19 protein-coding genes and 2 pseudogenes (1 of these 21 cut by a window edge) are annotated in these 25,511 nt (G+C 72.0%); 15 read left to right on the top strand and 6 right to left on the bottom strand.

Annotation, left to right across the window (positions count from 1 at the left end; genetic code table 11):
* Positions 1-658 precede the first annotated feature (658 nt).
* The 3 genes and pseudogenes from ACQPZG_RS09560 to ACQPZG_RS09550 form a co-directional block, all read right to left on the bottom strand.
* On the bottom strand, positions 659-1,372 hold the full coding sequence (locus ACQPZG_RS09560; RefSeq protein WP_433545395.1) for a hypothetical protein: 714 nt from the start codon (positions 1,370-1,372) through the stop codon (positions 659-661).
* A gap of 1,049 nt (positions 1,373-2,421) precedes the next feature.
* A pseudogene (locus ACQPZG_RS09555) lies at positions 2,422-2,634 on the bottom strand (type VII secretion protein EccE); the annotation flags it as partial.
* Between the two features lie 288 nt (positions 2,635-2,922).
* Positions 2,923-3,126 (bottom strand): annotated as a pseudogene (locus ACQPZG_RS09550) (type VII secretion protein EccE); the annotation flags it as partial.
* Between the two features lie 498 nt (positions 3,127-3,624).
* Between ACQPZG_RS09550 and ACQPZG_RS09545 the strand changes: the two are divergent.
* The 6 genes from ACQPZG_RS09545 to ACQPZG_RS09520 all read left to right on the top strand — a co-directional run bounded on the left by ACQPZG_RS09545 (position 3,625) and on the right by ACQPZG_RS09520 (position 9,325).
* On the top strand, positions 3,625-5,235 hold the full coding sequence (locus ACQPZG_RS09545; RefSeq protein WP_433545394.1) for a type VII secretion protein EccB: 1,611 nt from the start codon (positions 3,625-3,627) through the stop codon (positions 5,233-5,235).
* 71 nt (positions 5,236-5,306) lie between these two features.
* Complete coding sequence (mycP, locus tag ACQPZG_RS09540) at positions 5,307-6,512, top strand: type VII secretion-associated serine protease mycosin (RefSeq protein WP_433549332.1); 1,206 nt, start codon at positions 5,307-5,309, stop codon at positions 6,510-6,512.
* Between the two features lie 118 nt (positions 6,513-6,630).
* Entirely contained in the window at positions 6,631-7,326 is a 696-nt protein-coding gene (locus ACQPZG_RS09535; RefSeq protein ID WP_433545393.1) for a hypothetical protein, read from the top strand.
* Positions 7,323-8,630 (top strand): hypothetical protein, encoded by a 1,308-nt coding sequence (locus ACQPZG_RS09530; protein ID WP_433545392.1) that lies wholly within the window; start codon positions 7,323-7,325, stop codon positions 8,628-8,630. The genes ACQPZG_RS09535 and ACQPZG_RS09530 overlap by 4 nt, the downstream gene beginning before the upstream one ends.
* 12 nt (positions 8,631-8,642) lie before the next feature.
* Positions 8,643-9,011 (top strand): WXG100 family type VII secretion target, encoded by a 369-nt coding sequence (locus ACQPZG_RS09525; RefSeq protein ID WP_433545391.1) that lies wholly within the window; start codon positions 8,643-8,645, stop codon positions 9,009-9,011.
* Positions 9,012-9,025: 14 nt separating this feature from the next.
* Positions 9,026-9,325, top strand: a complete 300-nt coding sequence (locus tag ACQPZG_RS09520; protein WP_185034545.1) for a WXG100 family type VII secretion target — start codon at positions 9,026-9,028, stop codon at positions 9,323-9,325.
* Between the two features lie 180 nt (positions 9,326-9,505).
* Here ACQPZG_RS09520 and eccCa read toward each other — a convergent pair whose 3' ends face one another.
* Complete coding sequence (eccCa, locus tag ACQPZG_RS09515) at positions 9,506-13,618, bottom strand: type VII secretion protein EccCa (protein ID WP_433545390.1); 4,113 nt, start codon at positions 13,616-13,618, stop codon at positions 9,506-9,508.
* Positions 13,619-14,212: 594 nt separating this feature from the next.
* Between eccCa and eccD the strand changes: the two genes are divergently transcribed.
* The 6 genes from eccD to ACQPZG_RS09485 all read left to right on the top strand — a co-directional run bounded on the left by eccD (position 14,213) and on the right by ACQPZG_RS09485 (position 21,619).
* Positions 14,213-15,796 (top strand): type VII secretion integral membrane protein EccD, encoded by a 1,584-nt coding sequence (gene eccD / locus ACQPZG_RS09510; protein WP_433545389.1) that lies wholly within the window; start codon positions 14,213-14,215, stop codon positions 15,794-15,796.
* Positions 15,797-16,021: 225 nt separating this feature from the next.
* Positions 16,022-16,312 carry a 30S ribosomal protein S15 gene (gene rpsO, locus ACQPZG_RS09505; protein WP_185034549.1) on the top strand — a complete coding sequence of 97 codons (291 nt, stop codon included), beginning with the start codon at positions 16,022-16,024 and terminating at the stop codon, positions 16,310-16,312.
* Between the two features lie 411 nt (positions 16,313-16,723).
* Positions 16,724-18,934 carry a polyribonucleotide nucleotidyltransferase gene (locus ACQPZG_RS09500; protein WP_433545388.1) on the top strand — a complete coding sequence of 737 codons (2,211 nt, stop codon included), beginning with the start codon at positions 16,724-16,726 and terminating at the stop codon, positions 18,932-18,934.
* 2 nt (positions 18,935-18,936) lie between these two features.
* The gene (locus ACQPZG_RS09495; protein WP_433545387.1) at positions 18,937-20,364 is read left to right on the top strand and encodes a M16 family metallopeptidase; all 1,428 of its coding nucleotides are present in this window, start codon (positions 18,937-18,939) and stop codon (positions 20,362-20,364) included.
* 29 nt (positions 20,365-20,393) lie between these two features.
* Positions 20,394-21,146, top strand: a complete 753-nt coding sequence (dapB, locus tag ACQPZG_RS09490) for a 4-hydroxy-tetrahydrodipicolinate reductase (RefSeq protein ID WP_433545386.1) — start codon at positions 20,394-20,396, stop codon at positions 21,144-21,146.
* A 17-nt stretch (positions 21,147-21,163) separates the two neighbouring features.
* Complete coding sequence (locus ACQPZG_RS09485; RefSeq protein ID WP_433545385.1) at positions 21,164-21,619, top strand: hypothetical protein; 456 nt, start codon at positions 21,164-21,166, stop codon at positions 21,617-21,619.
* Positions 21,620-21,696: 77 nt separating this feature from the next.
* Here ACQPZG_RS09485 and ACQPZG_RS09480 read toward each other — a convergent pair whose 3' ends face one another.
* Both ACQPZG_RS09480 and ACQPZG_RS09475 read right to left on the bottom strand, forming a co-directional pair.
* Positions 21,697-22,245: a hypothetical protein gene (locus ACQPZG_RS09480; RefSeq protein WP_433545384.1), complete on the bottom strand. Its 549-nt coding sequence runs from the start codon at positions 22,243-22,245 to the stop codon at positions 21,697-21,699.
* A gap of 132 nt (positions 22,246-22,377) precedes the next feature.
* A complete protein-coding gene (locus ACQPZG_RS09475) occupies positions 22,378-22,617 on the bottom strand; it encodes a hypothetical protein (RefSeq protein WP_433545383.1) in 240 nt (79 codons plus the stop codon).
* Positions 22,618-22,814: 197 nt separating this feature from the next.
* On the opposite strand from ACQPZG_RS09475, the gene thyX reads away from it, so the two are divergent.
* From thyX to ACQPZG_RS09460, 3 genes are all read left to right on the top strand, one after another.
* Positions 22,815-23,567 carry an FAD-dependent thymidylate synthase gene (gene thyX / locus ACQPZG_RS09470; protein ID WP_185034562.1) on the top strand — a complete coding sequence of 251 codons (753 nt, stop codon included), beginning with the start codon at positions 22,815-22,817 and terminating at the stop codon, positions 23,565-23,567.
* 209 nt (positions 23,568-23,776) lie between these two features.
* Positions 23,777-24,676 (top strand): 4-hydroxy-tetrahydrodipicolinate synthase, encoded by a 900-nt coding sequence (gene dapA / locus ACQPZG_RS09465; protein WP_433545382.1) that lies wholly within the window; start codon positions 23,777-23,779, stop codon positions 24,674-24,676.
* A 136-nt stretch (positions 24,677-24,812) separates the two neighbouring features.
* Positions 24,813-25,511, top strand: the 5' end (the start) of a protein-coding gene (locus ACQPZG_RS09460) for a ribonuclease J (protein WP_433545381.1). It continues 987 nt past the right edge of the window; only the first 699 of its 1,686 coding nucleotides appear in the window; the start codon lies at positions 24,813-24,815; its stop codon lies off the right edge, out of view.

Below are 25,511 nucleotides of genomic sequence, written 5' to 3'. Positions count from 1 at the left end.
GGGTGCGAGTTGCCGCCTGTGTCCGCTTGCCTGCCGACGCCTTCGCCCAGGTTGCTGTCTGCGTGCGTTTGTGGCCGGTCCCGCGAGGGCGCGTGGTGCCCCCGCCGGGCGGTGCCCGCTACTGTCGACGCCTTCGCCCGGGTTGCCGGCTGCGTCCGTTTGTGGCCGGTCCTACGAGGGTGCTTGGTACCGCAGCCGGGCCGGTGTAGGTGCCGCCTACCGCTGACGCCTTCGCCCGGGTCGCTGCCTGTGTCCGCTTGTGCCCGGGTCCCGCGAGGGTGCGTCGTACCCCCGCCGGGCCGGTGAAAGCGTCCCTTGCCGCTGACGCCTTCGCCCGGGTGGCTGCCTGCGTCCGCTTGTGCCCGGTCGCCCGTGGGTGCGTCCGTGGCGCAGGCGACGGCCCCGCGCAGCCGCCCGCACCCCCGAGGACTTCGCCGAGACGCCGCGCCCGCCCACCGGCAGGTCGGTCCAGCCACGCGCCCGAACCGGTCCGGGGTCCTCCGTCGCGTGCGCATCCGACGTCCTCGGCAGCGAGGTGATGCGGAGCCTTACCGCACGCCGGACACGTGCGCGCCGAGCAGGCCGACGTTCCGGTTGCTGCTGGCGTTGTTGCCGCTGCCGCTGCCGCTGCCGCTGCCGTTCCTGTGTCCTGACCGGTTCAGGGCCGGGGGGCCGGTTCCGTCCTGCGAGGCGGCCCCAGCAGCGCCTCCTCGCCCCCGACGGGCACGGTCGAGACCCACTGCTGGTCGTGTCCCGCACACCACAGCGTCACCCCGTCGTCCAGGCCCGGCAGGGCCGCAGTCTCCTCGGTCGACAGCCCCAGCAGCCGCCCGAGCCGGGCCGCCTCCTCCGGAGACACCTGCTGTACGCCGACGAGCGCCGACTCCCGGATCAGCCGGGGCGCCACCGGACTCAGGTACGGCAGCAACGTCACCACCGTCTGCCACGGGGAAGGCCGTACCCGGCCCCTCGGCGGACGCATTCCGCAATCCCGCACCACCAGTACCGGTCGGCCCTCGATAGCCCCCAGCACCGGCACCCGCCCCACCTCGAACAGTTCCACCCCGGCTGCGCCCTCGCACTCGCCCCCGTGGGCTTCCGCCGTACCGCCCACCTGCGCGACCCCTGCCCAAGCCGGGGTCCTCGCGGTCTCGACGGCCACCCGGACTCCCGCACCCGACCGGGCCGTACGCAGCGCCAGCACCTGGGCGGTCCACAGCCCTCCGATCAGCAGCACGTCGTACGGAGCAGGCCGGTGCACCCCGAGGAAGAGTTGCCGTCCTTCCGCGTCACTCCCGACGAGGATCCCGTCACCTCCTACAGGCAGACCGGCGCGGGAGGAGTCGACGGGCGTACCTCCCGCGACGGCCACACCTGCTCCGACGGGCGTACCTCCCGCGACGGCCACACCTGCTCCGACGGGCGTACCTCCCGCGACGGCCACACCTGCTCCGACGGGCGTACCCACTCCGATAGGTGTGCCCGCCCCGACGGCCGTGCCCGCCCCGATAGGCGTACCCGCCCCGACGGGCTCACCCGCTCCGACGGAAGCGAACGAAACGTCTGCCGGGAACGCCCCCGCAGCCCCGGCCTCCGTCCCCGACTCGGCCGCCCCCGCCGAACCGTCCCGCACATCCGCATCACCCGGCGCGGCCGACACCGCTGGATCCCCGCCCCTCCGCCCCGTCCCGCGAACCCTCCACGCGCCCCTCACCGCGCCACGCCTCCCTGCGGCAGCTGCTCATGCCCCTGCTCCTGCCTCTGCCCCTGCCTCGGAACCGGAACCCGCTCCACGTGTCGTTCCCGGCCCGGCCCCTGTCCGCGCCCACTTCCCAGCGGCAGCGTGGCGAGCATCCCGGGCCACTGCTCCCGGTCCAGCCGTACGAGACGAACTCGCGACGCACCCAGGTGACGTTCCAACTCCACTCCTGTCGAGATCAGTTCGCTCCTACTCGACCCCGTGACCCGAACGTGTGAGGTCATTTCCACCGTCCCCCGTTGCGCGCCGCGCCGCACCGTGAGACCGACGGTGGCCGCCCGGCCGGGCAGCGCACCGAGCAGGGTGCCGGCTCCGTCCCGCCACCCGTGCACCGCGTAGACGGTGTGCAGCCGACTCCCGTACTGCCAGGTCCGCACGGACTCAGTGCCGCGGATCCCGCCAGCCCCCGACGCGCCTTGTGGCGCACTCGGCCCGCCTGTGCCGTCCACCTCGCCCGCACCGCTGGTTCCGCCTGCACCGTCCGAGTCGAGCGCACGAACGGTCCCGTCTGCACCGTCCGAGCCGCCCGCACCGTCCGCCCAGCTCATGCCGTTCGCCGTGCCCGCCACGTCCGCCCCGTTCGCGTCGATAGACGTACTCGCATCCGCACGCGCACCACTCGCACCCGCACCAATCGCCCCGCCCGCAGCCTCCCCCGACTCCGCGCAAGCCGCCGCCCGCAGTGCCGAGTGCACTTCGTCCTGGTCCAGCACCTCTGCCCGCAGCCCCGATCCCGCGAGCCGGCTCGCCACGTGGTCGGCCACCCGCACCAGACAGCGCTGCGCCCCGCCGAGTCCACCCCCGCGCGCCGCCACCGCCTCCGGGCACAAGTCCGGTTCCAGCCGCAATGCCACCCACGTCAGACGCATCGCAGGCGTAGAGATGCCCATGGCGTACAGGTCCGGGTCAATGGAAGGCTCCCGCGTCCGGTCGTCGCCCCCACGCCAACCGCCGGACCGCCCGCCACCCCGCTCCCCACCCCGGCCGCCGGACCGCCCGCCACCCCGCCCTCCACTCCGGCCACCAACCCACCCACCAACCCACCCACCAACCCACCCACCAACCCACCCCCCACTCCGACCGTCAGACCGACCCCCGCGCCGACCCGCACCCCGCCCCTCGTCCCGCCCGTCGAACCCCCCGCCCACCCCGTCGCCTCCAACCGCGTATCCACCCCGCACCTGCTGCACCCACTGCGCCGAGGCCAGTGCGATGCCGTCCACCTCCAACGCGTCCGCCAGCAACGGAAGCGGCAACTGCCGTGCGCCCCCCGCCGGTTGCAGCCCTCCGCCCCCGCCCGCCCCGACGCGCACCACCGCCGTCAGGAACGTCCCGTCGCCGATCATCCCGACGACCCGCCGGTCCCTGGTCTCGTACGGGTACGGCCGCAGCCCCGGCATCCCGTGGAGCCCGCGCTCCTCGGGGCCTCCGTAAGCGGAATGCGTCCGCGCCCCCGGGGCCTGCCGGTGGCGCCGCACTCTCACCCGATGTGCGACCGTCACCGCGAGCCACGCCCAGGCGGCCCTGCCGCGCCTGCGCGGCAGCGCGAGCGCCAGCCCGGCGGCTGCGCACCCGAGTGCCGGCGCGCGCCACGGCGACCCGTTCGCAGCGCCCGCCGCCGCCACCGCGAGCGACACTTGGCAGATAACCAACTCCCGCACGCCGTAAGGGAAGTTGAACCCCCGCACACGCATCCCCATCGCCGCCCCACCTCCTGCGACCGTAACCCCCGCCCACCTGCGGAAGTTGACCGAGCGTTCACCCTATCCGAGCTGAGAGTGACGAATCGTACGGCCGGAACCGGACCGGCGAGAGCCGGAGAACGGGTGCCGACAGCGGCGACAGGGGAGAGTGGCGGCGGTCCGATGGCCTCACGACGGGACGAACTCAATGCGTACACCTTCGCCAAGCGGAGGCTGGTCGCACAGTTCCTCCGGCCCAGCCCCACCGGTTCGGAGGAAGGCGCACCGCGACCGCTGCGCGCGGTGCTGCCGGGGGTGCTCGTCGGTGCGGTGACGCTCGCGGGCGCCGCGGCATGGGGGCTGTTCCAACCGGCCGCACCGGCCGACTGGAAGAAGCCGCGCGAGAACGTCATCGTCGCCGGCCGGTCCACCGCCCGCTACGTGGTGCTGGATCTCGACGGAACCAAGCGGCTCCACCCCGTCCTGAACATGTCCTCGGCACGCCTGCTGCTGCTCAAGGACAGCAGGAAGGGCTTCGTCAAGGTCGACGAAAGGGTCCTGGACACGAGCGGTCTGGACCGCGGCCCCGCCGTCGGCATCCCGTACGCCCCCGACCGGCTGCCGGACCCGGGGGAGGCCGTCGCGCGCAAGAGCTGGGCCGTGTGCGAGAGACCAGGGCCCGGCGCCGGGCGCACCGTCCAGCGAGCGGTCTTCGTCCTCGCGGGTGAGGAACGCGTCCCCCTCGCCGACGCACGACGGCTGAAGGACGGTGAACTCCTGTACGTCAGGGCCCCGGACGGGTCGCATCACGTGGTCGACGCGACAGGCACCGCGTACCGCCTCGCGCCGGCCCGAACCCCCGGGCCGGTCCGAGCCCCCGGGTCGGTCCAGGCCCGCGCGGGCGCGAAGACCGCGGACCCGCACGCCCCCGACCCGGGCCTCCTCAGCCAGGTCGTCGGTCCCCGACGCGCGCCGCAGCAGGTGTCCGCGCGCTGGCTCGCGACGCTGCACAGGGGCGGCACGATCGGCTTCCCGACGATCGGTGCGAAACCCGGCGTCCGCACCCACGCCCCGCGCGTGCTTCCCCCTTACGACGAGGTCGGCGCGGTCGTCACGGCCGGGGTCGCCGGCGGACGGCGGCAGCACTACCTCGTGCTTCCCGACCGCATCGCCCCGGTCTCGGACCTCATGGCAAGGCTCCTGGTGACGAGCCCGGAGCTGTCGCGGCTCCATCCCGGCGGGACCCCGTTCCCCGCGAACGGCGGCTTCGCCCCCGGCGCCCCGTTCGAACCTCCCGGCGGTGCCGAGTGGCCGCAGCACACCCGTGCTTCCGTCAACTCGCCGAGCCCGGTGCCCGGTAGCCGCAACACCGTGTGCAGCGTCCTGCTGGGCGTCGACGGCAAGGGGGCCGCGCGGCTCGGCGTGTGGGCCGGCGCACACTTCCCCCAGTCCCTGCCGACCAGCGACGCCGCCGTCCGCGTCACCCCCGGATCCGGCCAGTACTTCCGCCAGTTCAAGGGCAAGCAGACCCGCAGCGGCACGGACTACCTGCTCACCGACACCGGCCTGCGCCACGCGCTGCAGAACAACGCGGACACCCCGACGGGCACGTCACGCCCGCCACGCCCGTCACACAAGGACGCCGCCGCCGCGTCCGGCCCTCCGATGACTGCCGCACAGCTTCTCGGGTACGGGGAGAAGCGTCCCGTACCCGTCCCGGCCGCCTGGTCGGAACTGCTGCCGACGGGGCCGCGACTGTCGACAGGTGCGGCGCAGCAGCCGCAGGGCTCATGAGAAGCGGAGGACGGGTGTTCCGTACGAGGCGGGGGAAGAGGCCCGGTGCGCACCGCGGCCTCGCCCGCTGCATGGCGACCGTGGCCCTGGTCACCCTCTGCGCGCCCGCCGCACAGGCCGAGGGCGACCCGGCTGTGGACAGCGGCCCCTGCACCTTCCCGAACAAGCCGTACGCGGGCCGCCCCTGGCCCCTGCAACGCGTCCTGCTGGACGAACTCTGGGCGCAGGCCACCGGCAAGGGCGTCACGGTGGCCGTCATCGACACCGGAGTCGACGTCACCCACCCGCAGCTCAGGACGGCGGTGAACACCACCGGCGGACACAACTTCCTCGGTGCGGCGGGCAAGCGGAGGAACCCGACCCGCAACGGCACCGCCGACCCGGTCGGCCACGGCACCAAGGTCGCCGGCATCATCGCCGCCCGCCCGCACCCGGACACCGGCTTCACCGGCCTCGCCCCGGACGCCACCATCCTTCCCCTCGTCCAGAACGACGACGACAACAACGGCGACGCGGACACGCTCGCGGCGGCGATCGAGCACGCGGTCGCCCGCAAAGCGCAGGTCATCAACATCTCGCAGAACATGGCGGCGTCCCAGCAGCCCACCTACAAGCTGCGTCGGGCGCTCGACCTGGCCCTCGGCCGGAACGTGGTGGTCGTCGCCTCGGCCGGAAACGACGGAGCGGACGGCGCACCGAAGTCCTCCTACCCCGCCTCCCACCCCGGCGTGCTCGCCGTCGCCTCCTCCGACCGCAACAACGAACGGGCGTACTTCTCCCAGTCCGGAGGCTTCGTCGGCATCGCCGCCCCCGGCACGGACATCGTCTCCACCGTCCCGCGCGGGGGCCACTGCACCGACAGCGGGACGAGCTTCTCCGCGCCGTACGTCGCGGCGGTGGCCGCACTCCTCAAGGAGAAGCACGGAGGGTGGAGCGGGAAGCAGGTCGTCACCCAGCTCCAGCAGACGGCCGAACGTTCCGGCCCCGGCCCCGACCCGCTGACCGGCTGGGGAGTGATCGACCCGGTGCGCGCCCTGACGGAGGACGAACCGGAGCCCGGCGCCGGCCCGGTGCCCGACAGCGGTCCGCCGCGGCAGCGGGCCGCCCTCCTGGCCCCCGCCCGGCAGGGCGAGACACCGCAGGAACGCGCCGCGCGACTTGCCACCTACACCCTTCTGGGTACCGGCGCGGCCGTCGCGGCGCTGGTGGGCGGCGCGGTCGCCCTGCGCGACGCGAGGCGACGCGGACGACGTACGCCGGGGGACCGCCCGGCCTGACGCCACCCGCCGAACGGGTGTCGGAAGGCCGTCCCGTACACGCGGAGATCGCGGGCCATCACCGGCTCCGACCAGCTGCTCGGCCGGATCCGCCGGACCGGGCCGGTGGCACGCTCGGGTGAGTGCACGGCCGTACGAGCCTGTGCCGACCGCGCACTTCGCACACCCGGCCACCCACGCGGGACGCACCGCCCCGGCGGCGCCGTGCGTGGCCGCTCAGCACCACGACCCCGAGTGGAACGACCTCCTCGGCAGGACACTCCCGCCGCAGGACCCGCAGGACCCGCAGGACCCGCAGGACCCGCAGGACCCGCAGGACCCGCAGGACCCGCAGGACCCGCAGGACCCGCAGGACCCGCACCAGGACGAAAGGAGCAGCACCGTGCCCGACACAGGCGGCCCGCCCGGCGGCACCGGCGACCTCGAACGGGGCGTGGGCGCACTGAAGAAGTTCCGTACCCGTGTGCACGCGATACTGGCCGCCTTCGAGGACGGCGACGCCGGTACGAGGAAGGCCGCGACGCTCACCCTCTCCCGCGCCCACTTCGGCGCGCCCGGCGTCCCCTTTCCGGAAGCCGACGAACTGCACGCCCAGTACCGCCGTGTGCACTCCGGTCTCGTACAGCTCTCCCGCTCCCTCACCGAGCAGATCGAGTCCCTGAGCATCGCCGTGCACGGCGCGGAGGTCGGCTTCGACAACGTGGAGGAAGACCTCCGCCGCCGCTTCTGGGCCATCCGCACCCGCGCGGAAGCCTCGCGCATCCGTGCGGAGCACGAGGGCGGCACGGACGAGAGCCGGAGGGCCCCGCGATGACCCGGTTCGAGTCGTACGAACTCGCCACCATGGTCGACCTGGTGGCGGCCGGAAACCCCCGGGCCCTGGCACGGGCGGGCCGTGGCCTCACCGACATGAGGGCCGCGTTCCTCGACGCCTCCCGGGAACTGCGGGGCCACCTGGACGCGGCGGAATGGCGGGGCGAGGCGGGCACCGAGTTCCGCAGGTTCGGCAGCCGCCTCGCGAGGCACGCCGAAGACCTCGGCACGTACGCGCACGTCGTCGGCGAGCAGCTCACGGAAGCGGCGACGGGACTGGCTTCGGTACGCAACTCCATGCCCCCGAAGGGGGTGGCCGGGGCTGTCGCCCCGGAACCGGACCGGCAGGAAGCCATCAACCAGCTCAACCGCCTGACCTCCTACTACACGATCACGACGGCGGTCCTGAGGGAGCAGAACCCCCCGGCCTTCGACGCCGACCTGAAGGCCGCGGTGCCCCGCCCGACGACCCCCACCCCGTCGGGAACCGGCCCCGGGGCGTCCGGCCCGGCGGGTGCGGGCTCCGGCGCACCCGGCTGGGCGGGCGCCGTCCCGGCCCACCCGGCGGAAGGGCCCGCCCGACCGACCGAAGGTCCCGCCGCGACCCCGGCGGCCTTCGACGTCCCGGCGGGCACCACGCCCAGGTGGGTGCCCCCGGGAGCGGACGAGCCGGGCCCGGGACGGCATCCGGCCATGCCCCCGGCCTCCTCCCCGCAGCCCACGGCAGCCCCTCCCGCCATGGAACTCAACAGCCTCGCCACTCCCCACGCTCCCTGTACCACCGCAGCTCTCCCCGGCACCCCGCCCGCTACCGCCGCTGCCCCTGCCGCGCTCTCCGCGTCCCTCCCGCCCCCGCTCCCCGGAATCGTCGGCGGAATCCCGGGCGGCCCCACACTCCCACCCCGGGTCCCCACCACCTCCGGGTACGCCTCCTCGCCCAGCGCTGCGAACGGCCGCCCGGGTCCCGCCACGTCCGCCCGCGCCTACGGAGTGATCGGCGGCACCCCTATCCCGCTCAGCTCTCCGGCGCCCGTGCGGACAGCCCCCGTCGGCCCGCCCGCATCGGCCTCCACCCCCGGCGGCCGCGGCTTCACCCCGGGCGGCACGGGCCTGGTGCGCCCGGGTCCCCCGCCGCTGCACCAGCCGCCCACCCCCCGCAGGCCCACACGTCCTCGGCGCGGACAGCAACACCCCAGGACCGACCGCCCGACGGAGGAGCAGGAAACCTGGGCCACCACCCCCGGCCGGGCTCCGACGCCGCCCGTCATCACCCCGCCCCCGACTCCCGCCCCACCACTCCACTGAGGAGACCTGTCCATGGCAATCCAGAAGGTCAACGGAGTAGCACTCGCCCAACTCCAGACCGAGCTCACCCACAACTTCCTCAGCGTCAAGGGCCAGTTGTCCCGGCTCCACGCCACGATCGACAACCTCGAAGGCCAGTGGCGGGGTATCGGAGCCGGCGCCTTCAACGCGAAGCAGACGCAGATCAACAACAACATGGTCGGCATCGGAAAGCTCCTTTTGAAGTTCCAGGAAGCGATCGAAGCGGCCCGCACGATCTCCGGCAACACGGAGGACGCGGTCAGCGCCGCCATGCGGGGAATCGACGTCGTCGACGGGTACGCGGGATCCTCCCCGCCGCCCCCCGCGACCACCCCCGCCTCCAAGCTCAGCAGCTACTGACAAGGAGTTCCACCATGTCCCAGAACGACGGCACCATGCTGGTCACCTACGCCGCACTCGACGAGGCCGCCCGCACCATCAGGAGCCAGGCGAACGCACTCGACGAAAGCCTGCGCGCGATCAAGACCAAGATCAGCTCGGTCTCCGAGCTGTGGTCGGGCGACGCCCGCGAGGCCTACAACATGGCCCAGGCGGACTGGGACCGCCAGGCCAAGGCCATCCACACGTCGCTCACGCAGATCGCCCGCGCCGTCCAGGAAGCGGCCCCGGCCTACCGCGCGGGCGACAAGAAGGCCGCCCAGGGCTTCATGTAACGGCCGTTGGGCGACGAGCGGGTGCGGTCCCCGGCGACCCGACCGGGTACCGCACCCGCCACCGACGTACCGCCCGTCCCTTTGCCCTGCCTCGTGCGCGGCCGACCCCGTCGGGGCCCCGGAGCGCCGACCAGCGCCGACCTGCCGGCTCGGCCGCCGCCCAGGAACCCCCGGGAGACGTCAGGCCGGGGAGGCTGCGGGGCCCGGGGGACCCACCGTCCCCGTCCGCCCGACCAGCCCCGTCTGCACCAACGTGGCCCCCCGCCTCCGCGACACCACCACGCCCCGCCCCGTCGGCATCGGACGCGGACGCACGCCGCCGAAGACATCCCCCTCGTTCGGGTCGCCGGACAGCACCACGCCCTGCGCCCCCAGCTCCACCATCCGCTGCACGAAGGGTTCGTACGCGGCCCGGCCGGCGCCCGCCGTGTTGCGCGCCACCACGAACCGCACCCCCACGTCCCGCGCGAACGGCAGCAACTCCGTCAACGGGGCGAGCGGGTTGCCGCTCGACGCCGACACCAGGTCGTAGTCGTCGACCACGACGAACACCGTCGGCCCCTGCCACCAGCTCCGCTCCCGCAGCTCGTGTGCCGTCACGTCCGCCGACGGCGTGCGCCGCTGCATGAGCTCGGCCAGCGCCGCCACATGGTGGTCCATGGCGTGCGACATCGGCACGTACTCCGCCAGGTGCGTCGTCGGCGTCACGTCCAGCAGGCCGCGCCGGTTGTCGATGACGAAGAACTTGCACTCCTCGCCCGCGTACCGTTCGCTCAACTGCGCGATCAGCAGCCGCAACAGGTTCGTCTTGCCGGACTCGGCCTCCCCGAACACGAGGAAGAACGGATCCCGCTCGAAGTCCACGAACACCGGGTCCAACCGGTCCTCGTCGAGCCCGAACGCCACCCCTTCCGCGGGCCGCGACCCTCCGGAGGGCAGCTCCTCGGCCGCCAACCGCCGGGGGAGCAGCCGCACCTGGGGCGCCGCGTGCGGCCACCGTGCCGCGACCTCCCGCACCAGTGCCGCCGTCCCCTCCGACAGCCCGTCGCCCGACCCCACCCCGTCGGCCCGCGGCACCGCAGCCATGAAATGCAGCTTCTCCGGCGTCAGCCCCCGCCCCGGCACCCCGGCCGGCACCTGAGCGGCCGCCTTCCGGTCCAGTTCCGAGTCCATGACGTCGCCGAGCCGCAGTTCCAGGCGGTTCATCAGGAGGTCCTTGAGCTGTGCCCGCACCTCCATCGACCGCGAGGCCGTCAGCACGACGTGGATGCCGTAGCCCAGCCCCCGCGCCGCGAGGTCGGCCACCACCGACTCCAACGCCTCGTACTCCGTACGGAAGTTGCCCCAGCCGTCGATCAGCAGGAAGACGTCTCCCCACGGCTGCTCGGCCGCCGGGATCGCGCCGCTCGCCCGCATCGCCCGGTACGTCGCCACCGAATCGACGCCCTCCGCCCGGAAGTACTCCTCGCGCTCCGCCAGCACCCCGCACACCTCGGCGACCGTACGGCGCACCCGCTCCGGGTCCAGCCGGGACGCCACCCCGCCCACGTGCGGCAGCCCGGCCACCGCGGAAAGCCCGCCGCCACCGAAGTCCAGCGCGTAGAACTGCACCTCCCGCGGCGAGTGCGTCAGCGCGAAGGACGCCACCAGAGTCCGCAGCAGCGTCGACTTGCCGGACTGCGGTCCCCCGACGATCTGCATGTGCCCGGCGGCCCCGGAGAAGTCCCGCCACAGGGCGTCCCGCCGCTGCTCGAACGGCCTGTCCACCAGCCCCAGCGGCACCGAGAGCCGTGCCGCGGCTGCGGCGGACGTCAGCGCGTCCAGTGACGGCGGGTTCTCCAGCGGCGGCAGCCATACGCGGTGCGCCTGCGGCCCCTGCCCCTCCAGCCGTCGCACGATCACGTCCAGTACGGAATCGGACAGCGCGGATTCCCCCGGTGGAGAACCCTCCGGTGCCCCACCCGCCCACGTGTCCTCCGTCGGCGCCGGATCCGTCGGCACGCCGTCGGCGGGCACGGCAGCGGCCGACGCCCCGTCCCCGGCGGCCCGTGCCCCGGGCACGGACGGCGCCACGGTCGCCCGCACGTCCGACACCGCCCGTCGCCCCTCCACCGGGCCCGCCGTGAACAGCACCGGCCGCCGCTCCACCGCCGCCGTACCCGCCGCGGCGTCGACGGCCGCCGCCACCTCCGCATCCCGGTACGGCCCCGACACGTACGCCGCCTTGAAACGCACCAGCTCGTCCGTGCCGTGCTTCAGATAACCCGAACCGGGCACGTTCGGGAGCTGGTAGGCGTCCGGCACCCCCAGCGCCGCCCGCGACTCCGCCGCCGAGAAGGTCCGCAACCCCACCCGGTAGGACAGGTAGGTCTCCAGCCCGCGCAGCCGCCCCTCCTCCAACCGCTGCGAGGCCAGCAGCAGATGCACGCCCAGCGAGCGGCCGATCCGCCCGATCTGCACGAACATCTCGATGAAGTCCGGCATGGCGCTCAACAGCTCACTGAACTCGTCGATCACCAGGACGAGTGAGGGAACGGGGTGCAGCGCCGCCCCGCCCGCCCCCTTCGCCCCCGCCGCGCGCGCCCGCTCGTAGTCGTGCACGTTCGCGTAGTTCCCGGCGTCCCGCAGCAGCTCCTGCCGCCGGTTCAGCTCACCCCGGATCGAGTCGCCCATCCGGTCCACCAGCGACAGGTCGTCGGCCAGGTTGGTGATCACCGCCGCCACGTGCGGCAACTGCGCCATCCCGGCGAACGTCGCCCCGCCCTTGAAGTCCGCCAGCACGAAGTTCAACGTCTCCGACGAATGCGTCACCGCCAGCCCCAGCACCAGTGTCCGCAGCAGCTCCGACTTCCCCGAACCCGTCGCCCCCACGCACAGCCCGTGCGGCCCCATCCCCTCCTGCGCCGCCTCCTTCAGGTCCAGCAGTACGGGAGCGCCGTCCTCGCCCACCCCGATCGGCACCCGGAGCCGGTCGGCCCGCGCCCGGGGCCGCCAGGTCCGTGCGACCTCCACACCGTCCGCGTCACCCAGCTCCAACAGATCCGTGAACTCCAGCTCGGCCAGGAGCGGTTCGCCCTCGTCCACCCCCGCGGGCACCCGCAACGGCGCCAGCTGCCGGGCCAGCGCCTCTGTCCCCGTCCGGCCCAGCGCGTCCGCCACCCCCTCGTACACGACCCCGTCCCCCGCCTCCAGCCGCAGCGCCCCGCCCTCGCGTACGACCACGCCCAGCCCGCCGCGTACCTCCCCCTCACCCAGCTCACCCGGCACGACCTCGACGACCGTCACCCCCTGCAACCCCTCGGCGGCGGCCAGCGCCGCGCCCACGGGCACGGTCACGCCGTCCAGCACCACCACCACGTGCGGCCGGTCGAGGGCCGCGGGCCCGTCCGCCCGGAACCGCGGCCGCCCCTCCAGCAACCTCCCCAGGAGCCCCTCCAGCTCCCGCACCCCACCCGCGAAAAGCCGCGGAGTCCCCGCCGCGTCCGGCACGCCCGCGCGCTGTGCGTGCGGCAGCCACTTCACCCAGTCCCACTCCGCCGTGCTCCGCCCACCAGCGGCGACCGCGACGACCAGGTCGCCGGGGGAGTGGAGCGCCGTCAACGACGCCACCATCGCCCGTGCCTCACTCCGCACACGGTCCGCGTCCCCGCTCACCACCACGTGGTAGAAGGCCCGCAACGACACGGCGATCGGCAGCGCGGCCACCGTGCTGTGCGTCTCCAGGAACTGCCGCAGCGCCCCCGCCGCCAACGGCTCCAGCTCGTCCACCGGCGCGGTCTCCGGAGCCACCAGGGGAGTGGCGAGCCCCTGACTTCCCAGCCCCACCCGCACCTGCCCGAAGTCGGCGTCCCCGGGCCGCCGCTCCCACAGCCGGCTCCCCTCGGCGACCAACGCCCACAACTGCTCGGGCGACGGATGCAGCCAGTACTGCACGTCCCGCTGCTGCCGGGCGGTCCGCAGCACCTTCCTCCGCGCCGAGGCCAGATGTCTCAGATAGTCGCGCCGCAGTTCCGCCAACTGCCCCTGTGCGCCCCGCCGGTGCCGGACGAACATCGCCACTGCCATGGCCACGGTCGACACGATCATCAACCCGCCCATGAACCTCATGAGCGAGTTGTTCCCCATGAGCAGGAAGACGACCGAGCCGCCCATCCCCAGCATCGGCAGGAGCTGCATCAGCATCCCCTCCTGCTGTTCCCGGGGCAGCTCCGGAGGCGGCGGCAACTGCACCGGCTCTCCTGCGCAAGCCGGCGGCACGACACGAGGCGGACGCTTCACGACGATCTGGCCCACGATCCCCCATTCCCCAACCGAACAGCCGTGTTGCACCCACATCCCAACGATCCGGGCCCCGGCCGCGGCCGGATCCTACTGCCCCAGCCCACCCGCCCCGCCCTCGACGTCAACCCACCAACCCCCGCGCCTCCCGACGCTCCGGGACCCGCCACCTTCCCGCCCGCGCGGCGTTTGACGAACAGGCGAACCCTGCCAACCACCCGGGATGAGCACTTCACTTGGCCCTCCACCGGAGCCCCTCGCCCGCGCCCGCGACCCGTAGAGCCCCTGGCTCAGTCCCGAGGTGCCGGGACCCGCCACCTTCCCGCCCACGCGCCGTTTGACGAACAAAAGAGCCCTGCTGACCCCCCTTGAGGAGCAGTCCACTTGACCCCCCACGGGATCCCCTCGCCCCCGCCCGCAGCCCATACAGCCCCTGACCCAGCCCCCTCGCCCCCGCCCGTAACCCGTAGAGACCCTGGCTCAGCCCCCACGACCCTTGACCCAGCCCCCGTTCCCGCCCCGCTCCCCACCCCCGTCCCCCATACCCCGCATCGACCCCCCGCCTCCCACACCCCCTCCCGGCCCCCCACCTCCCTCACTCCCCACCGCGTGCCCACCCACCCCACCGGCTTCCGCCGCCTCACCATCACCACCCCTCACTCACGCATCGACGTAGCCCTCCCCGACGACCTCCCCCTCGCCGACCTCCAGCCCGAAATCCTCCGCCTCTCCCGCCAGCGCCCCGTCCCCCACGCCCCCGTGGGCCACCACCTCGTCCGCCGCGACGGCTCCGTCCTCGACAGTTCCCGCAGCCTCGCCGCCCAGCGCGTCCTCGACGGCGAGATCCTGGCGATGCGCCCCTTCGCCGAGTCCCTCGCCCCGCCCGTCTTCGACGACGTCACGGACGCCGTCGCCTCCGCGGTGATCCGCGACCGCACCCTCTGGGGCGATCAACTCACCCGCACCACCGGCCTGTTCGCCGGAGCCGCGCTGCTCGTGCTGCTGGCCTTCATCCTCTGGGACGCCCCCGGCCACGGCACCCACGGACTCCCCGGCGCCCTCGCCGCGGTGGCCGCCGTCCTCCTCCTCGCACTCGCCGCCGTCCGCACCCGGGTGTACGACGACCAGGGCTCCGCCGTCTCCCTCGGCCTCGCGGCCCTCGCGCACGCGGCCGTCGCCGGGGCCGCGCTCGTGCCGGCGGCACCCGGCACAGAAACGGGGCAGCTCCGCCTCCTGCTCGCCTGTGCCGCCGTCCTCCTCTCCTCCGTGCTCCTCCTCATCGCCTCCCGCCGCGGCGACACCGCCACCACCGCCTCGCGCAGCACTCACCACGGCCCCCTCAACCCCGCCGACCCTGTCCACTCCCCACGTCACTCGGTTCGCGGCACCCCCCTCCCCACCAGCACCCCCACCGACGCCTCCTTCGTCGCCACCACCGTCGCCTCCGCCACCGGTCTCCTCCTCGCCTTCCTCGCGACCGTCGCCGACCTCACGCCCTCCCGCGCCGCCGCCCTCTGCGCCCCGCTCGTGGCCGGCGCGCTCGCCTTCCTTCCCGGACTGTCCGCCCGCTTCGCCCGGCTCCCGGTCGGCTTCGCCCCGCCGCCCACCCCGGCCGCCGACGGCTACGCGGCAGACCCCGACCCGGACCTCGACGCCGGAGAATCGCGCCGCGACCCCGTCGACCCGGTGCGCATCGCCGCCCGCACCCGCCGCGGTCACGAACTCCTCACCGGCCTCATCGGCGGATGCGCCCTCGTCGCCGTCGTGTCCGCCGCCGTACTCGGCTTCTCCGGCGAGGCCCACGCCCAGCTGCTCGCCCTGGCCCTCGGCGTCGCCCTCCTGCTGCGCGCCCACCTCTTCCGCTACACGGCCCAAGCAGGCTGCGTGCTGGCCGCAGGACTCACCGCCCTTCTGCTGGCAGGTCTGGGCCCGGCCCTCCGCCCGCCGGCCGTCCCGATCGCCGGAGCCCTCGCCCCCGGCCACGCGGACCTCCGTACGGTGACTCTCACCGCGGCCCTCGCCTTCGCCGCCGCCGTGCTGACGGCCATCGCCCTGATCGTCCCGAACAAAGGGGTCACTCCCTTCTGGGGCCGCTTCCTGGAGATCGCCGAGGCCTGCGTCCTGCTCACCCTCGTCCCGCTCTGCCTGGCCGTCTTCGACATGTACCGTCTGCTCCGCACCGGCTTCCGGTAGTCCGCGCCGCGTCCCGGCGCCCGGCACCCCTCACGCTCACCCTGCGAGGACCGAACCTCCGGCCTGGTACTCTGACCTACGGCCGTTTGTGTACGCGCCCATCGGAGACTCCCCGGAGCTCTGCGGGCTGCGCCCATCGGATCCCCGCCTCCCGAGTAACGGAAGCTCCCCTGAGAACGAGACCAGGGGCACTCGGTGGCAATCACTTCATCACGAGGAGCACGCATGGCGCTCGACGCCGCTGTCAAGAAGCAGATCATGTCCGAGTTCGGCCAGAAGGAGGGCGACACCGGCTCTCCCGAGGTCCAGGTCGCCATGCTTTCCCGCCGCATCTCGGACCTGACCGAGCACCTGAAGACGCACAAGCACGACCACCACTCCCGCCGGGGTCTGCTGATCCTGGTCGGCCAGCGTCGTCGCCTGCTCCAGTACCTGGCCAAGAAGGACATCCAGCGCTTCCGTGCGCTGGTCGACCGCCTCGGCATCCGCCGCGGTGCGGCCGGCGGCGCCAAGTAAGACGCCACGAAGGGAGCGGTTCCCGCCTACTGGGACCGCTCCCTTTGCCGTACGTGCAGAACTTGTACGTGCGGGACGTACCGGACCGCATCTAGTCTGGGACGCGTAGGACCCCGCTGCACGGGAAAGACGCAGCACCAGCTCGACGCTGCACGCACGACGTGGCGCGCAGCGCGTACGTCGTACGGGGCACCCCGCACGCCGTACGACAAGCACGACGCAGGAAACAAAACGAAGAGCGAGAAGCGGCGCGCCGCCCAGCCCGCCGGTCCTCGGTAGTGGCCCCCGGAGAAACACGACCCCGGGTGCTTCGATCGAAGACCGGCCCGCACCAAGTCGCAGCGCACGCTTCTCCGCCACCGTCCCACCGCCACACGGGCGACTGGGGACGAAGACGAGGAGAAAACGCTAGTGGAGAACGAGACCCACTACGCCGAGGCCGTCATTGACAACGGCACTTTCGGCACCCGCACCATCCGCTTCGAGACGGGCCGCCTGGCCAAGCAGGCCGCCGGCTCCGCCGTCGCGTACCTGGACGACGACACCATGGTGATGTCGGCCACGACCGCGTCGAAGAAGCCCAAGGACCAGCTCGACTTCTTCCCCCTCACGGTGGACGTCGAAGAGCGCATGTACGCCGCCGGCAAGATCCCCGGCAGCTTCTTCCGCCGCGAGGGCCGGCCCTCCGAGGACGCGATCCTCACCTGCCGCCTGATCGACCGGCCGCTGCGCCCCTCCTTCAAGAAGGGCCTGCGCAACGAGATCCAGATCGTCGAGACGATCATGGCGCTCAACCCCGACCACCTGTACGACGTGGTCGCGATCAACGCCGCGTCCTGCTCCACGATCCTGGCGGGCCTGCCCTTCTCCGGCCCGATCGGCGCCACCCGCGTCGCCCTGATCAAGGGCCAGTGGGTCGCGTTCCCGACGCACACCGAGCTTGAGGACGCCGTCTTCGACATGGTCGTCGCCGGTCGTGTCCTGGAGGACGGCGACGTCGCGATCATGATGGTCGAGGCCGAGGCCACCGAGAAGACGATCCAGCTCGTCAAGGACGGCGCCGAGGCCCCGACCGAAGAGGTCGTCGCTGCCGGTCTCGACGCGTCGAAGCCCTTCATCAAGAACCTCTGCAAGGCCCAGTCGGACCTCGCCGCCAAGGCCGCCAAGCCCACCGGCGAGTTCCCGGTCTTCCTCGACTACCAGGACGACGTCCTGGAGGCCCTCACCAAGGCCGTCAGGTCGGAGCTCTCCCAGGCCCTCACCATCGCGGGCAAGCAGGAGCGCGAGACCGAGCTGGACCGCATCAAGGAGATCGCCGCTGAGAAGCTCCTCCCGGCCTTCGAGGGCCGCGAGAAAGAGATCTCCGGTGCCTACCGCGCCCTGACGAAGAAGCTCGTCCGCGAGCGCGTCATCAAGGACAAGGTCCGCATCGACGGCCGCGGCGTCACGGACATCCGTACGCTGGCCGCCGAGGTCGAGGCCATCCCGCGCGTGCACGGCTCCGCCCTGTTCGAGCGTGGCGAGACCCAGATCCTGGGCGTCACCACCCTCAACATGCTGCGCATGGAGCAGATGCTGGACACCCTCTCCCCGGTGACCCGCAAGCGCTACATGCACAACTACAACTTCCCGCCGTACTCCGTCGGCGAGACGGGCCGCGTCGGCTCCCCCAAGCGCCGCGAGATCGGCCACGGCGCGCTCGCCGAGCGCGCGATCGTGCCGGTCCTGCCGACGCGCGAGGAGTTCCCCTACGCGATCCGCCAGGTCTCCGAGGCGCTGGGCTCCAACGGCTCCACGTCGATGGGCTCGGTCTGCGCCTCGACCATGTCGCTGCTGAACGCCGGTGTGCCGCTCAAGGCCCCCGTCGCCGGTATCGCCATGGGCCTCATCTCCGAGGAGATCGACGGCAAGACGCACTACGTCGCGCTCACCGACATCCTCGGCGCCGAGGACGCGTTCGGCGACATGGACTTCAAGGTCGCCGGTACGAAGACCTTCGTCACCGCGCTCCAGCTCGACACCAAGCTCGACGGCATCCCCGCCTCGGTCCTGGCCGCCGCGCTGAAGCAGGCCCGCGACGCACGCCTCCACATCCTCGACGTGATGAACGAGGCCATCGACGTCCCGGACGAGATGTCCCCGAACGCCCCCCGGATCATCACCGTCAAGATCCCGGTGGACAAGATCGGTGAGGTCATCGGCCCCAAGGGCAAGATGATCAACCAGATCCAGGAGGACACCGGCGCCGACATCACGATCGAGGACGACGGCACCATCTACATCGGTGCCGCCGACGGACCGGCCGCCGAGGCCGCCCGCGCCACGATCAACTCGATCGCCAACCCGACCATGCCGGAGGTCGGCGAGCGCTACCTGGGCACGGTCGTCAAGACCACCACCTTCGGTGCGTTCGTGTCGCTCATGCCGGGCAAGGACGGCCTGCTGCACATCTCGCAGATCCGCAAGCTCGCCGGCGGCAAGCGCGTGGAGAACGTCGAGGACGTGCTCGCGGTCGGCTCCAAGGTGCAGGTCGAGATCGCCGAGATCGACTCCCGCGGCAAGCTCTCCCTCATCCCCGTCATCGAGGGTGAAGAGAACGACGAAACGAAGGACGACGCCTAAAAGTGACGTCCCGTAGTTCCGTGACGACGGCCCGCACCTCCTCGGAGGGGCGGGCCGTCGCCCGTACCCAAACGCTTCTCCAGGGGGAGAACGGCAGCTTTGCCTCCAAGGACGGAAAATTGAGCAAAGGCGTAGCGAAGCGAAGCGGTACGGTACGCAGGACCACCCTCCCCGGCGGCCTGCGCATCGTCACCGAAACCCTCCCCTCCGTCCGCTCCGCCACCTTCGGGATCTGGGTCAACGTCGGCTCGCGCGACGAGACCCCCTCCCTGAACGGCGCGACGCACTACCTCGAACACCTCCTCTTCAAGGGCACCGCCAAGCGCAGCGCCCTCGACATCTCCTCCGCGATCGACGCGGTCGGCGGCGAGATGAACGCCTTCACGGCGAAGGAGTACACCTGCTACTACGCGCGTGTCCTCGACACCGACCTCCCCCTCGCCATCGACACGGTCTGCGACATGCTGACCGGTTCGCTGATCCGCCAGGAGGACGTCGACGCCGAGCGAGGAGTCATCCTCGAAGAGATCGCGATGACCGAGGACGACCCGGGCGACTGCGTCCACGACCTCTTCGCGCACACCATGCTCGGCGACACCCCCCTCGGCCGCCCGGTCCTCGGCACCGTCGACACGATCAACGCGCTCACCGCGGACCGCATCCGCCGCTTCTACAAGAAGCACTACGACCCCACCCACCTGGTGGTCGCGGCCGCGGGCAACGTCGACCACGCCACGGTCGTACGACAGGTGCGCCGCGCCTTCGAGAGGGCCGACGCCCTCGGCAGCCCCGACGCCACGCCGGTCGCACCGCGCGCGGGCTCCCGCAAGCTCCGCACGGCGGGCCGGGTCGAACTCCTCGACCGCACGACGGAACAGGCCCACGTCGTCCTCGGCATGCCGGGCCTCGCCCGTACCGACGAGCGCCGCTGGGCCCTGAGCGTGCTCAGCACCGCACTCGGCGGCGGCATGTCCTCGCGACTCTTCCAGGAGGTCCGGGAGAAGCGCGGACTGGCCTACAGCGTGTACTCGTTCACCTCGGGCTTCGCCGACTGCGGCCTGTTCGGGGTGTACGCGGGCTGCCGCCCCAGCCAGGTCCACGACGTCCTGAAGATCTGCCGCGACGAACTCGACCAGGTGGCGGCCGACGGCCTCACCGACGACGAGATCTCCCGCGCCGTCGGCCAGCTCTCCGGCTCCACCGTCCTCGGCCTGGAGGACACCGGAGCGATCATGAACCGGATCGGCAAGAGCGAACTCGCGTGGGGCGAGCACATGTCCGTCAGCGACATGCTCACCCGTATCGCCGACGTCACCCCCGACGACGTGCGCTCGGTGGCCCGCGACATCCTGGGCAGCCGGCCGTCCCTCTCGGTGATCGGCCCGCTCAAGGGCAAGCAGGCCGCGCGCCTCGACGAAGCGGTCGCATAACTCCACTCCACCGAAGGAAGCAAAGAGCAATGAGCAAGCTGCGCGTGGCGGTCCTCGGCGCGAAGGGCCGCATCGGCTCCGAAGCCGTACGGGCCGTGGAAGCGGCCGAAGACCTGGAACTCGTCGCCGCGCTCGGTCGCGGCGACACGCTGGAGACCCTCAAGGACTCCGGCGCCCAGGTCGTCGTCGAACTGACCACCCCCGACTCGGTGATGGACAACCTCGAATTCTGCGTGCGCAACGGAATGCACGCCGTCGTCGGCACCACCGGCTGGACCGAGGACCGCCTCGCGCAGCTGAACTCCTGGCTGGACGCCTCCCCCTCGACCGGTGTCCTGATCGCCCCCAACTTCTCCATCGGGGCCGTCCTCACCATGAAGTTCGCGCAGATCGCCGCGCCGTACTTCGAGTCCGTCGAGGTCATCGAGCTGCACCACCCGAACAAGGCCGACGCCCCCTCCGGTACGGCCTCCCGCACGGCCCAGCTCATCGCCGCCGCCCGCGCCGAGGCCGGCAGCGCCCCCATGCCGGACGCCACGGCGACCGCCCTGGACGGCGCCCGCGGCGCGGACGTCGACGGCATCCCCGTCCACTCGGTCCGGCTGCGCGGCCTCCTCGCCCACCAGGAAGTCCTGCTGGGCGCCGAGGGGGAGACCCTGACCGTCCGCCACGACTCCCTGCACCACAGCAGCTTCATGCCGGGCATCCTGCTCGGCGCCCGCCGCGTGGTCACCGCTCCCGGCCTCACCTTCGGCCTGGAACACTTCCTCGACCTGAACTGACGGCGGTCCCCACAGCCATGCGCGCAAAGATCACCTACCTCGTCACGGCCGCCGTCCTGGTCGTCTTCTTCGTCCTGGTCGGCGGCCGTGCCGTCGCCATGATGAAGCTGGGAACCCCGCTCGGCATCGGCCTCGGCACCGCCGCCCTGATCATCCCGCTCATCGGCGTCTGGTTCCTCTGGAAGAACACCGAGTTCGTACGGAAGGCCAACAAGCTCGCCGCGACACTCGACGCCGAAGGCGCCCTGCCCGTCGACGAACTGAGGCGCACCCCGGCGGGCCGGATCGACCGCGACTCCGCCGACGAGGTGTTCGCCAAGCGTCGCGTGGAGACCGAGGACAACCCGGAGGACTGGCGCTCCTGGTTCCGCCTGGCCGTCGCCTACCAGGACGCCCGTGACACCCCGCGCGCCCGCAAGGCGATGCAGCGCGCCATCGCCCTGCACGACGGCAAACCCGTGCGCACGGACTGACCGGACCCGTACATGAGTAAGGGGCGACCTCCAGGAGGTCGCCCCTTACTCAAGTACTCATGCCGTACTCGCCCTGACTACCGCCGGTACTCGGCACCCCACGCCTCGACCGTGTCGGCCGCCCGGTCGAATGCCTCGGGACGGGACAGGAAGTCCGCGTTGTGATCGGTCAGCAGCGGCGGCAGCGGCGACCCGCCCCGCCGCTGCGCGACCAGCGCCTGTCCCTGCACGGTCCGCGGCAGCCCGAGCCAGCGCACCGGCTGCTGCACGGTCCGTACGACCTCGGTCTGCCCCCACGGCACCGTGACGGTGCTCAGGAAACCCACCCGACGGAGGCCCGCCCCGCTGACCCAGACCCCCATCCGCAGGATCCGCAGGGCACAGGCGACCGTGGCCAGCCCGATGCCGAGCACGATCAGCCCGGCGGTCAGCTCCGCGGCGAACGCGATGATCGTCGCAGACAGCAGCACGAACGACGCGAGCAGCAGCAACACCGCGGCGGCCCCGACCCGATAGGGCCCGGGGCGGTACGGACGCCGCCACTGGTCGTGGTCGTCGTACGGCAGCGCGATGTCGTACGCGTCGGCTGCAAAAGCGCGGTCGGCCGTCAAGAAGGGCAGGGGCACGACAGGTCCTCACTCACAAGCACGCTCGGTTGGGCTGTGCCCGGTGAGGCTACCGAGCGGCGTTCCGCCGAGCCACCTCAGGGGGCCCGGAAGAGACCTGACGTGTCGTGAGCTACCCGAATGCCCGAAAGGTCAACGCCCCTGAGCGGCTTCGGACTGCTGCGCCTTGCCCGGCGAGTTCTGCGGATCGAGGGCGGGGAGCCCGAACATCAGCGAGCCCACCAGCCCGGCGACCACGGTCAGACCGACGAGCGAGCGCCCGAAGATCTGCGACGCACTCGGGCGTTCCGGAGGGGGAGGGGTGACGTTACTGCGGAAGCGGTCGGCCTCGGCCACGAAGGCGAACGGGACGGCTTCTCGCCGGCGAAACATGAGTGTCGCTCCTTTGCTTTTTCGAATGTCGGCGCATCGGTGATGCCTCTACAGAGAGAGACGAACGGGGCTGCCACTTGGTGCCCTGTTTCCCCGACTACCTCAAAGAATGTCCTGACGGTCCGTCCGTCCCGGCGACGCCCTCGCGGCCCGTAGAGTGGACGCCGCCCAGAGCGACGCAAGTGGAAGGACCGCCGGTGACCGTGACCCCGGACAGCACCCCCGAAGAGACCCAGAAGCCCAGCTTCCGCAGTGAAGTCACTGTCGAGCTGGTCAAGCACGCCGCGCAGGACTCGGACGTCCTGTGGGCCGCCCGCGTCTCGACGGCCGGCGAGCAGTCCCTGGACGAGCTCACCAAGGACCCCGAGCGCTCGAAGGGCCTCATCAACTACCTGATGCGCGACCGCCACGGCAGCCCCTTCGAGCACAACTCGATGACCTTCTTCATCAGCGCCCCGATCTTCGTGTTCCGCGAATTCATGCGCCACCGCGTCGGCTGGTCGTACAACGAGGAATCGGGCCGCTACCGCCGTCTCGACCCGGTCTTCTACGTGCCCGGCGCGGACCGCAAGCTCGTCCAGGAGGGCCGCCCCGGCAAGTACGTGTTCGTCGAGGGCACCGAGGCGCAGCAGGAACTCACCTCCCGCGTCATGGAGGACTCCTACCGCCAGTCCTACGAGGCGTACCAGGAGATGCTGGCCGCCGGCGTCGCCCGCGAGGTCGCCCGTGCCACCCTCCCCGTCGGCCTGTACTCCTCCATGTACGCCACCTGCAACGCGCGCTCGCTGATGCACTTCCTCGGGCTGCGCACCCAGCACGAGCTGGCGAAGGTCCCGTCCTTCCCGCAGCGGGAGATCGAGATGGTCGGCGAGCAGATGGAATCGCACTGGGCGCAGCTCATGCCGCTCACCCACGCCGCCTTCAACAAGAACGGCCGGGTCGCCCCGTAACGCTGCACAGGCACCTTGCGGGCACAGATGTACGGATGGGCCGCACGAGGTGTCCGTATTGCGGCGTTTCAAGAAGTTCATCTAGGCTGATCAAACGGACCCGGCACTGCTTGAACCCCCGAGCAGGCAGTGCCGGTGTCCTCTTCCCCCGCCGTACACTGTGCCCCCGAGGGGACACCCCGCGCTGAGCAGCGAGTAGCGTGTTACCCATGGCTCCGATCTCCACTCCGCAGACCCCCTTCGGGCGGGTCCTCACCGCGATGGTCACGCCCTTCACGGCGGACGGCGCACTCGATCTCGACGGCGCTCAGCGGCTCGCCGCCCATCTGGTGGACGCAGGCAACGACGGCCTCGTCGTCAACGGCACCACCGGCGAGTCCCCGACCACCAGCGACGCGGAGAAAAACGAGCTGGTACGGGCGGTACTGGAAGCGGTCGGCGACCGGGCCCACGTCATCGCCGGAGTGGGCACCAACGACACCCGTCACAGCCTTGAGCTGGCCCGCACCGCCGAGAAGACCGGCGCCCACGGCCTCCTCGCGGTGACGCCGTACTACAACAAGCCCCCGCAGGAGGGCCTGTTCCGGCACTTCTCCGCCATCGCCGACGCCACCGAGCTCCCGGTGATGCTCTACGACATTCCGGGCCGCAGCGGCGTTCCCATCAACACCGAGACGATCGTCCGATTGGCCGAGCACCCGCGGATCGTCGCCAACAAGGACGCCAAGGGCGACCTCGGCCGCGCCAGCTGGGCGATCGCACGCTCCGGCCTCGCCTGGTACTCGGGCGACGACATGCTCAACCTCCCGCTCCTTTCGGTGGGCGCGTGCGGCTTCGTCTCCGTCGTCGGCCACGTCGTCACCCCGGAACTCCGTGCCCTGCTGGACGCCTACCTCTCCGGCGACGTACGCAAGGCCACCGAGCTCCACCTGCGTCTCCTCCCGGTCTTCACCGGCATGTTCCGCACCCAGGGCGTGATCACCACGAAGGCGGCCCTGGCTCTCCAGAACCTGCCGGCCGGCCCCCTGCGCATGCCGCTCGTCGAGCTGTCCGCGGACGAGACCCACCAGCTCAAGATCGACCTCGCCGCAGGCGGGGTACACCTCTGAACACTGACTTCACAACTGAACAAGCACCACCGAGCAGTACCCCCACAGACAGCAGCAGCCCGTGCAGCCACTGCACGCACACGACATGCCCGCCACGATCCCCGAGATCCATGGCGGGTGTGGTGAGGAGAGTCTTTTGAGTCATCCGCATCCCGAACTGGGCGCCCCGCCGAAGCTCGCCAAGGGCGGCCTCCGCGTCACTCCGTTGGGCGGTCTCGGCGAGATCGGCCGCAACATGACGGTCTTCGAGTTCGACGGCCGTCTGCTGATCGTCGACTGCGGCGTCCTCTTCCCCGAGGAGGAGCAGCCGGGCATCGACCTGATCCTGCCGGACTTCACCTCCATCAAGGACCGCCTCGACGACATCGAGGGCATCGTCCTGACCCACGGCCACGAGGACCACATCGGAGGAGTCCCCTATCTCCTCCGCCTCAAGCCGGACATCCCCCTCATCGGCTCCAAGCTGACCCTCGCCCTGATCGAGGCCAAGCTCCAGGAGCACCGCATCCGCCCGTACACCCTTGAGGTCGTCGAGGGCGACACCGAGCGTCTCGGCCCGTTCGAGTGCGAGTTCATCGCGGTCAACCACTCCATCCCGGACGCACTGGCCGTCGCCCTGCGCACCCCGGCCGGCCTCGTGGTCTGCACCGGCGACTTCAAGATGGACCAGCTCCCGCTGGACGGCCGCCTCACCGACCTCCACGCGTTCGCCCGTCTGAGTGAGGAAGGCATCGACCTCCTCCTCTCGGACTCCACGAACGCCGAGGTCCCGGGCTTCGTCGCGCCCGAGCGCGACATCTCCAACGTGCTGCGCAACGTCTTCGCGAGCGCGGAG

Origin of the sequence: Streptomyces sp. CA-294286 (assembly GCF_050947155.1) — a bacterium.
Taxonomy (GTDB): domain Bacteria; phylum Actinomycetota; class Actinomycetes; order Streptomycetales; family Streptomycetaceae; genus Streptomyces.
This window is presented reverse-complemented; position numbering and strand designations above follow the sequence as displayed.

Coding starts and splice junctions, on each gene's coding strand:
- ACQPZG_RS09545 (WP_433545394.1), top strand. CDS start 3,625: ATGGCCTCACGACGGGACGAACTCAATGCGTACACCTTCGCCAAGCGG.
- mycP (WP_433549332.1), top strand. CDS start 5,307: ATGGCGACCGTGGCCCTGGTCACCCTCTGCGCGCCCGCCGCACAGGCC.
- ACQPZG_RS09530 (WP_433545392.1), top strand. CDS start 7,323: ATGACCCGGTTCGAGTCGTACGAACTCGCCACCATGGTCGACCTGGTG.
- ACQPZG_RS09525 (WP_433545391.1), top strand. CDS start 8,643: ATGGCAATCCAGAAGGTCAACGGAGTAGCACTCGCCCAACTCCAGACC.
- ACQPZG_RS09520 (WP_185034545.1), top strand. CDS start 9,026: ATGTCCCAGAACGACGGCACCATGCTGGTCACCTACGCCGCACTCGAC.
- rpsO (WP_185034549.1), top strand. CDS start 16,022: ATGGCGCTCGACGCCGCTGTCAAGAAGCAGATCATGTCCGAGTTCGGC.
- dapB (WP_433545386.1), top strand. CDS start 20,394: ATGAGCAAGCTGCGCGTGGCGGTCCTCGGCGCGAAGGGCCGCATCGGC.
- ACQPZG_RS09485 (WP_433545385.1), top strand. CDS start 21,164: ATGCGCGCAAAGATCACCTACCTCGTCACGGCCGCCGTCCTGGTCGTC.
- ACQPZG_RS09475 (WP_433545383.1), bottom strand. CDS start 22,617: ATGTTTCGCCGGCGAGAAGCCGTCCCGTTCGCCTTCGTGGCCGAGGCC.
- dapA (WP_433545382.1), top strand. CDS start 23,777: ATGGCTCCGATCTCCACTCCGCAGACCCCCTTCGGGCGGGTCCTCACC.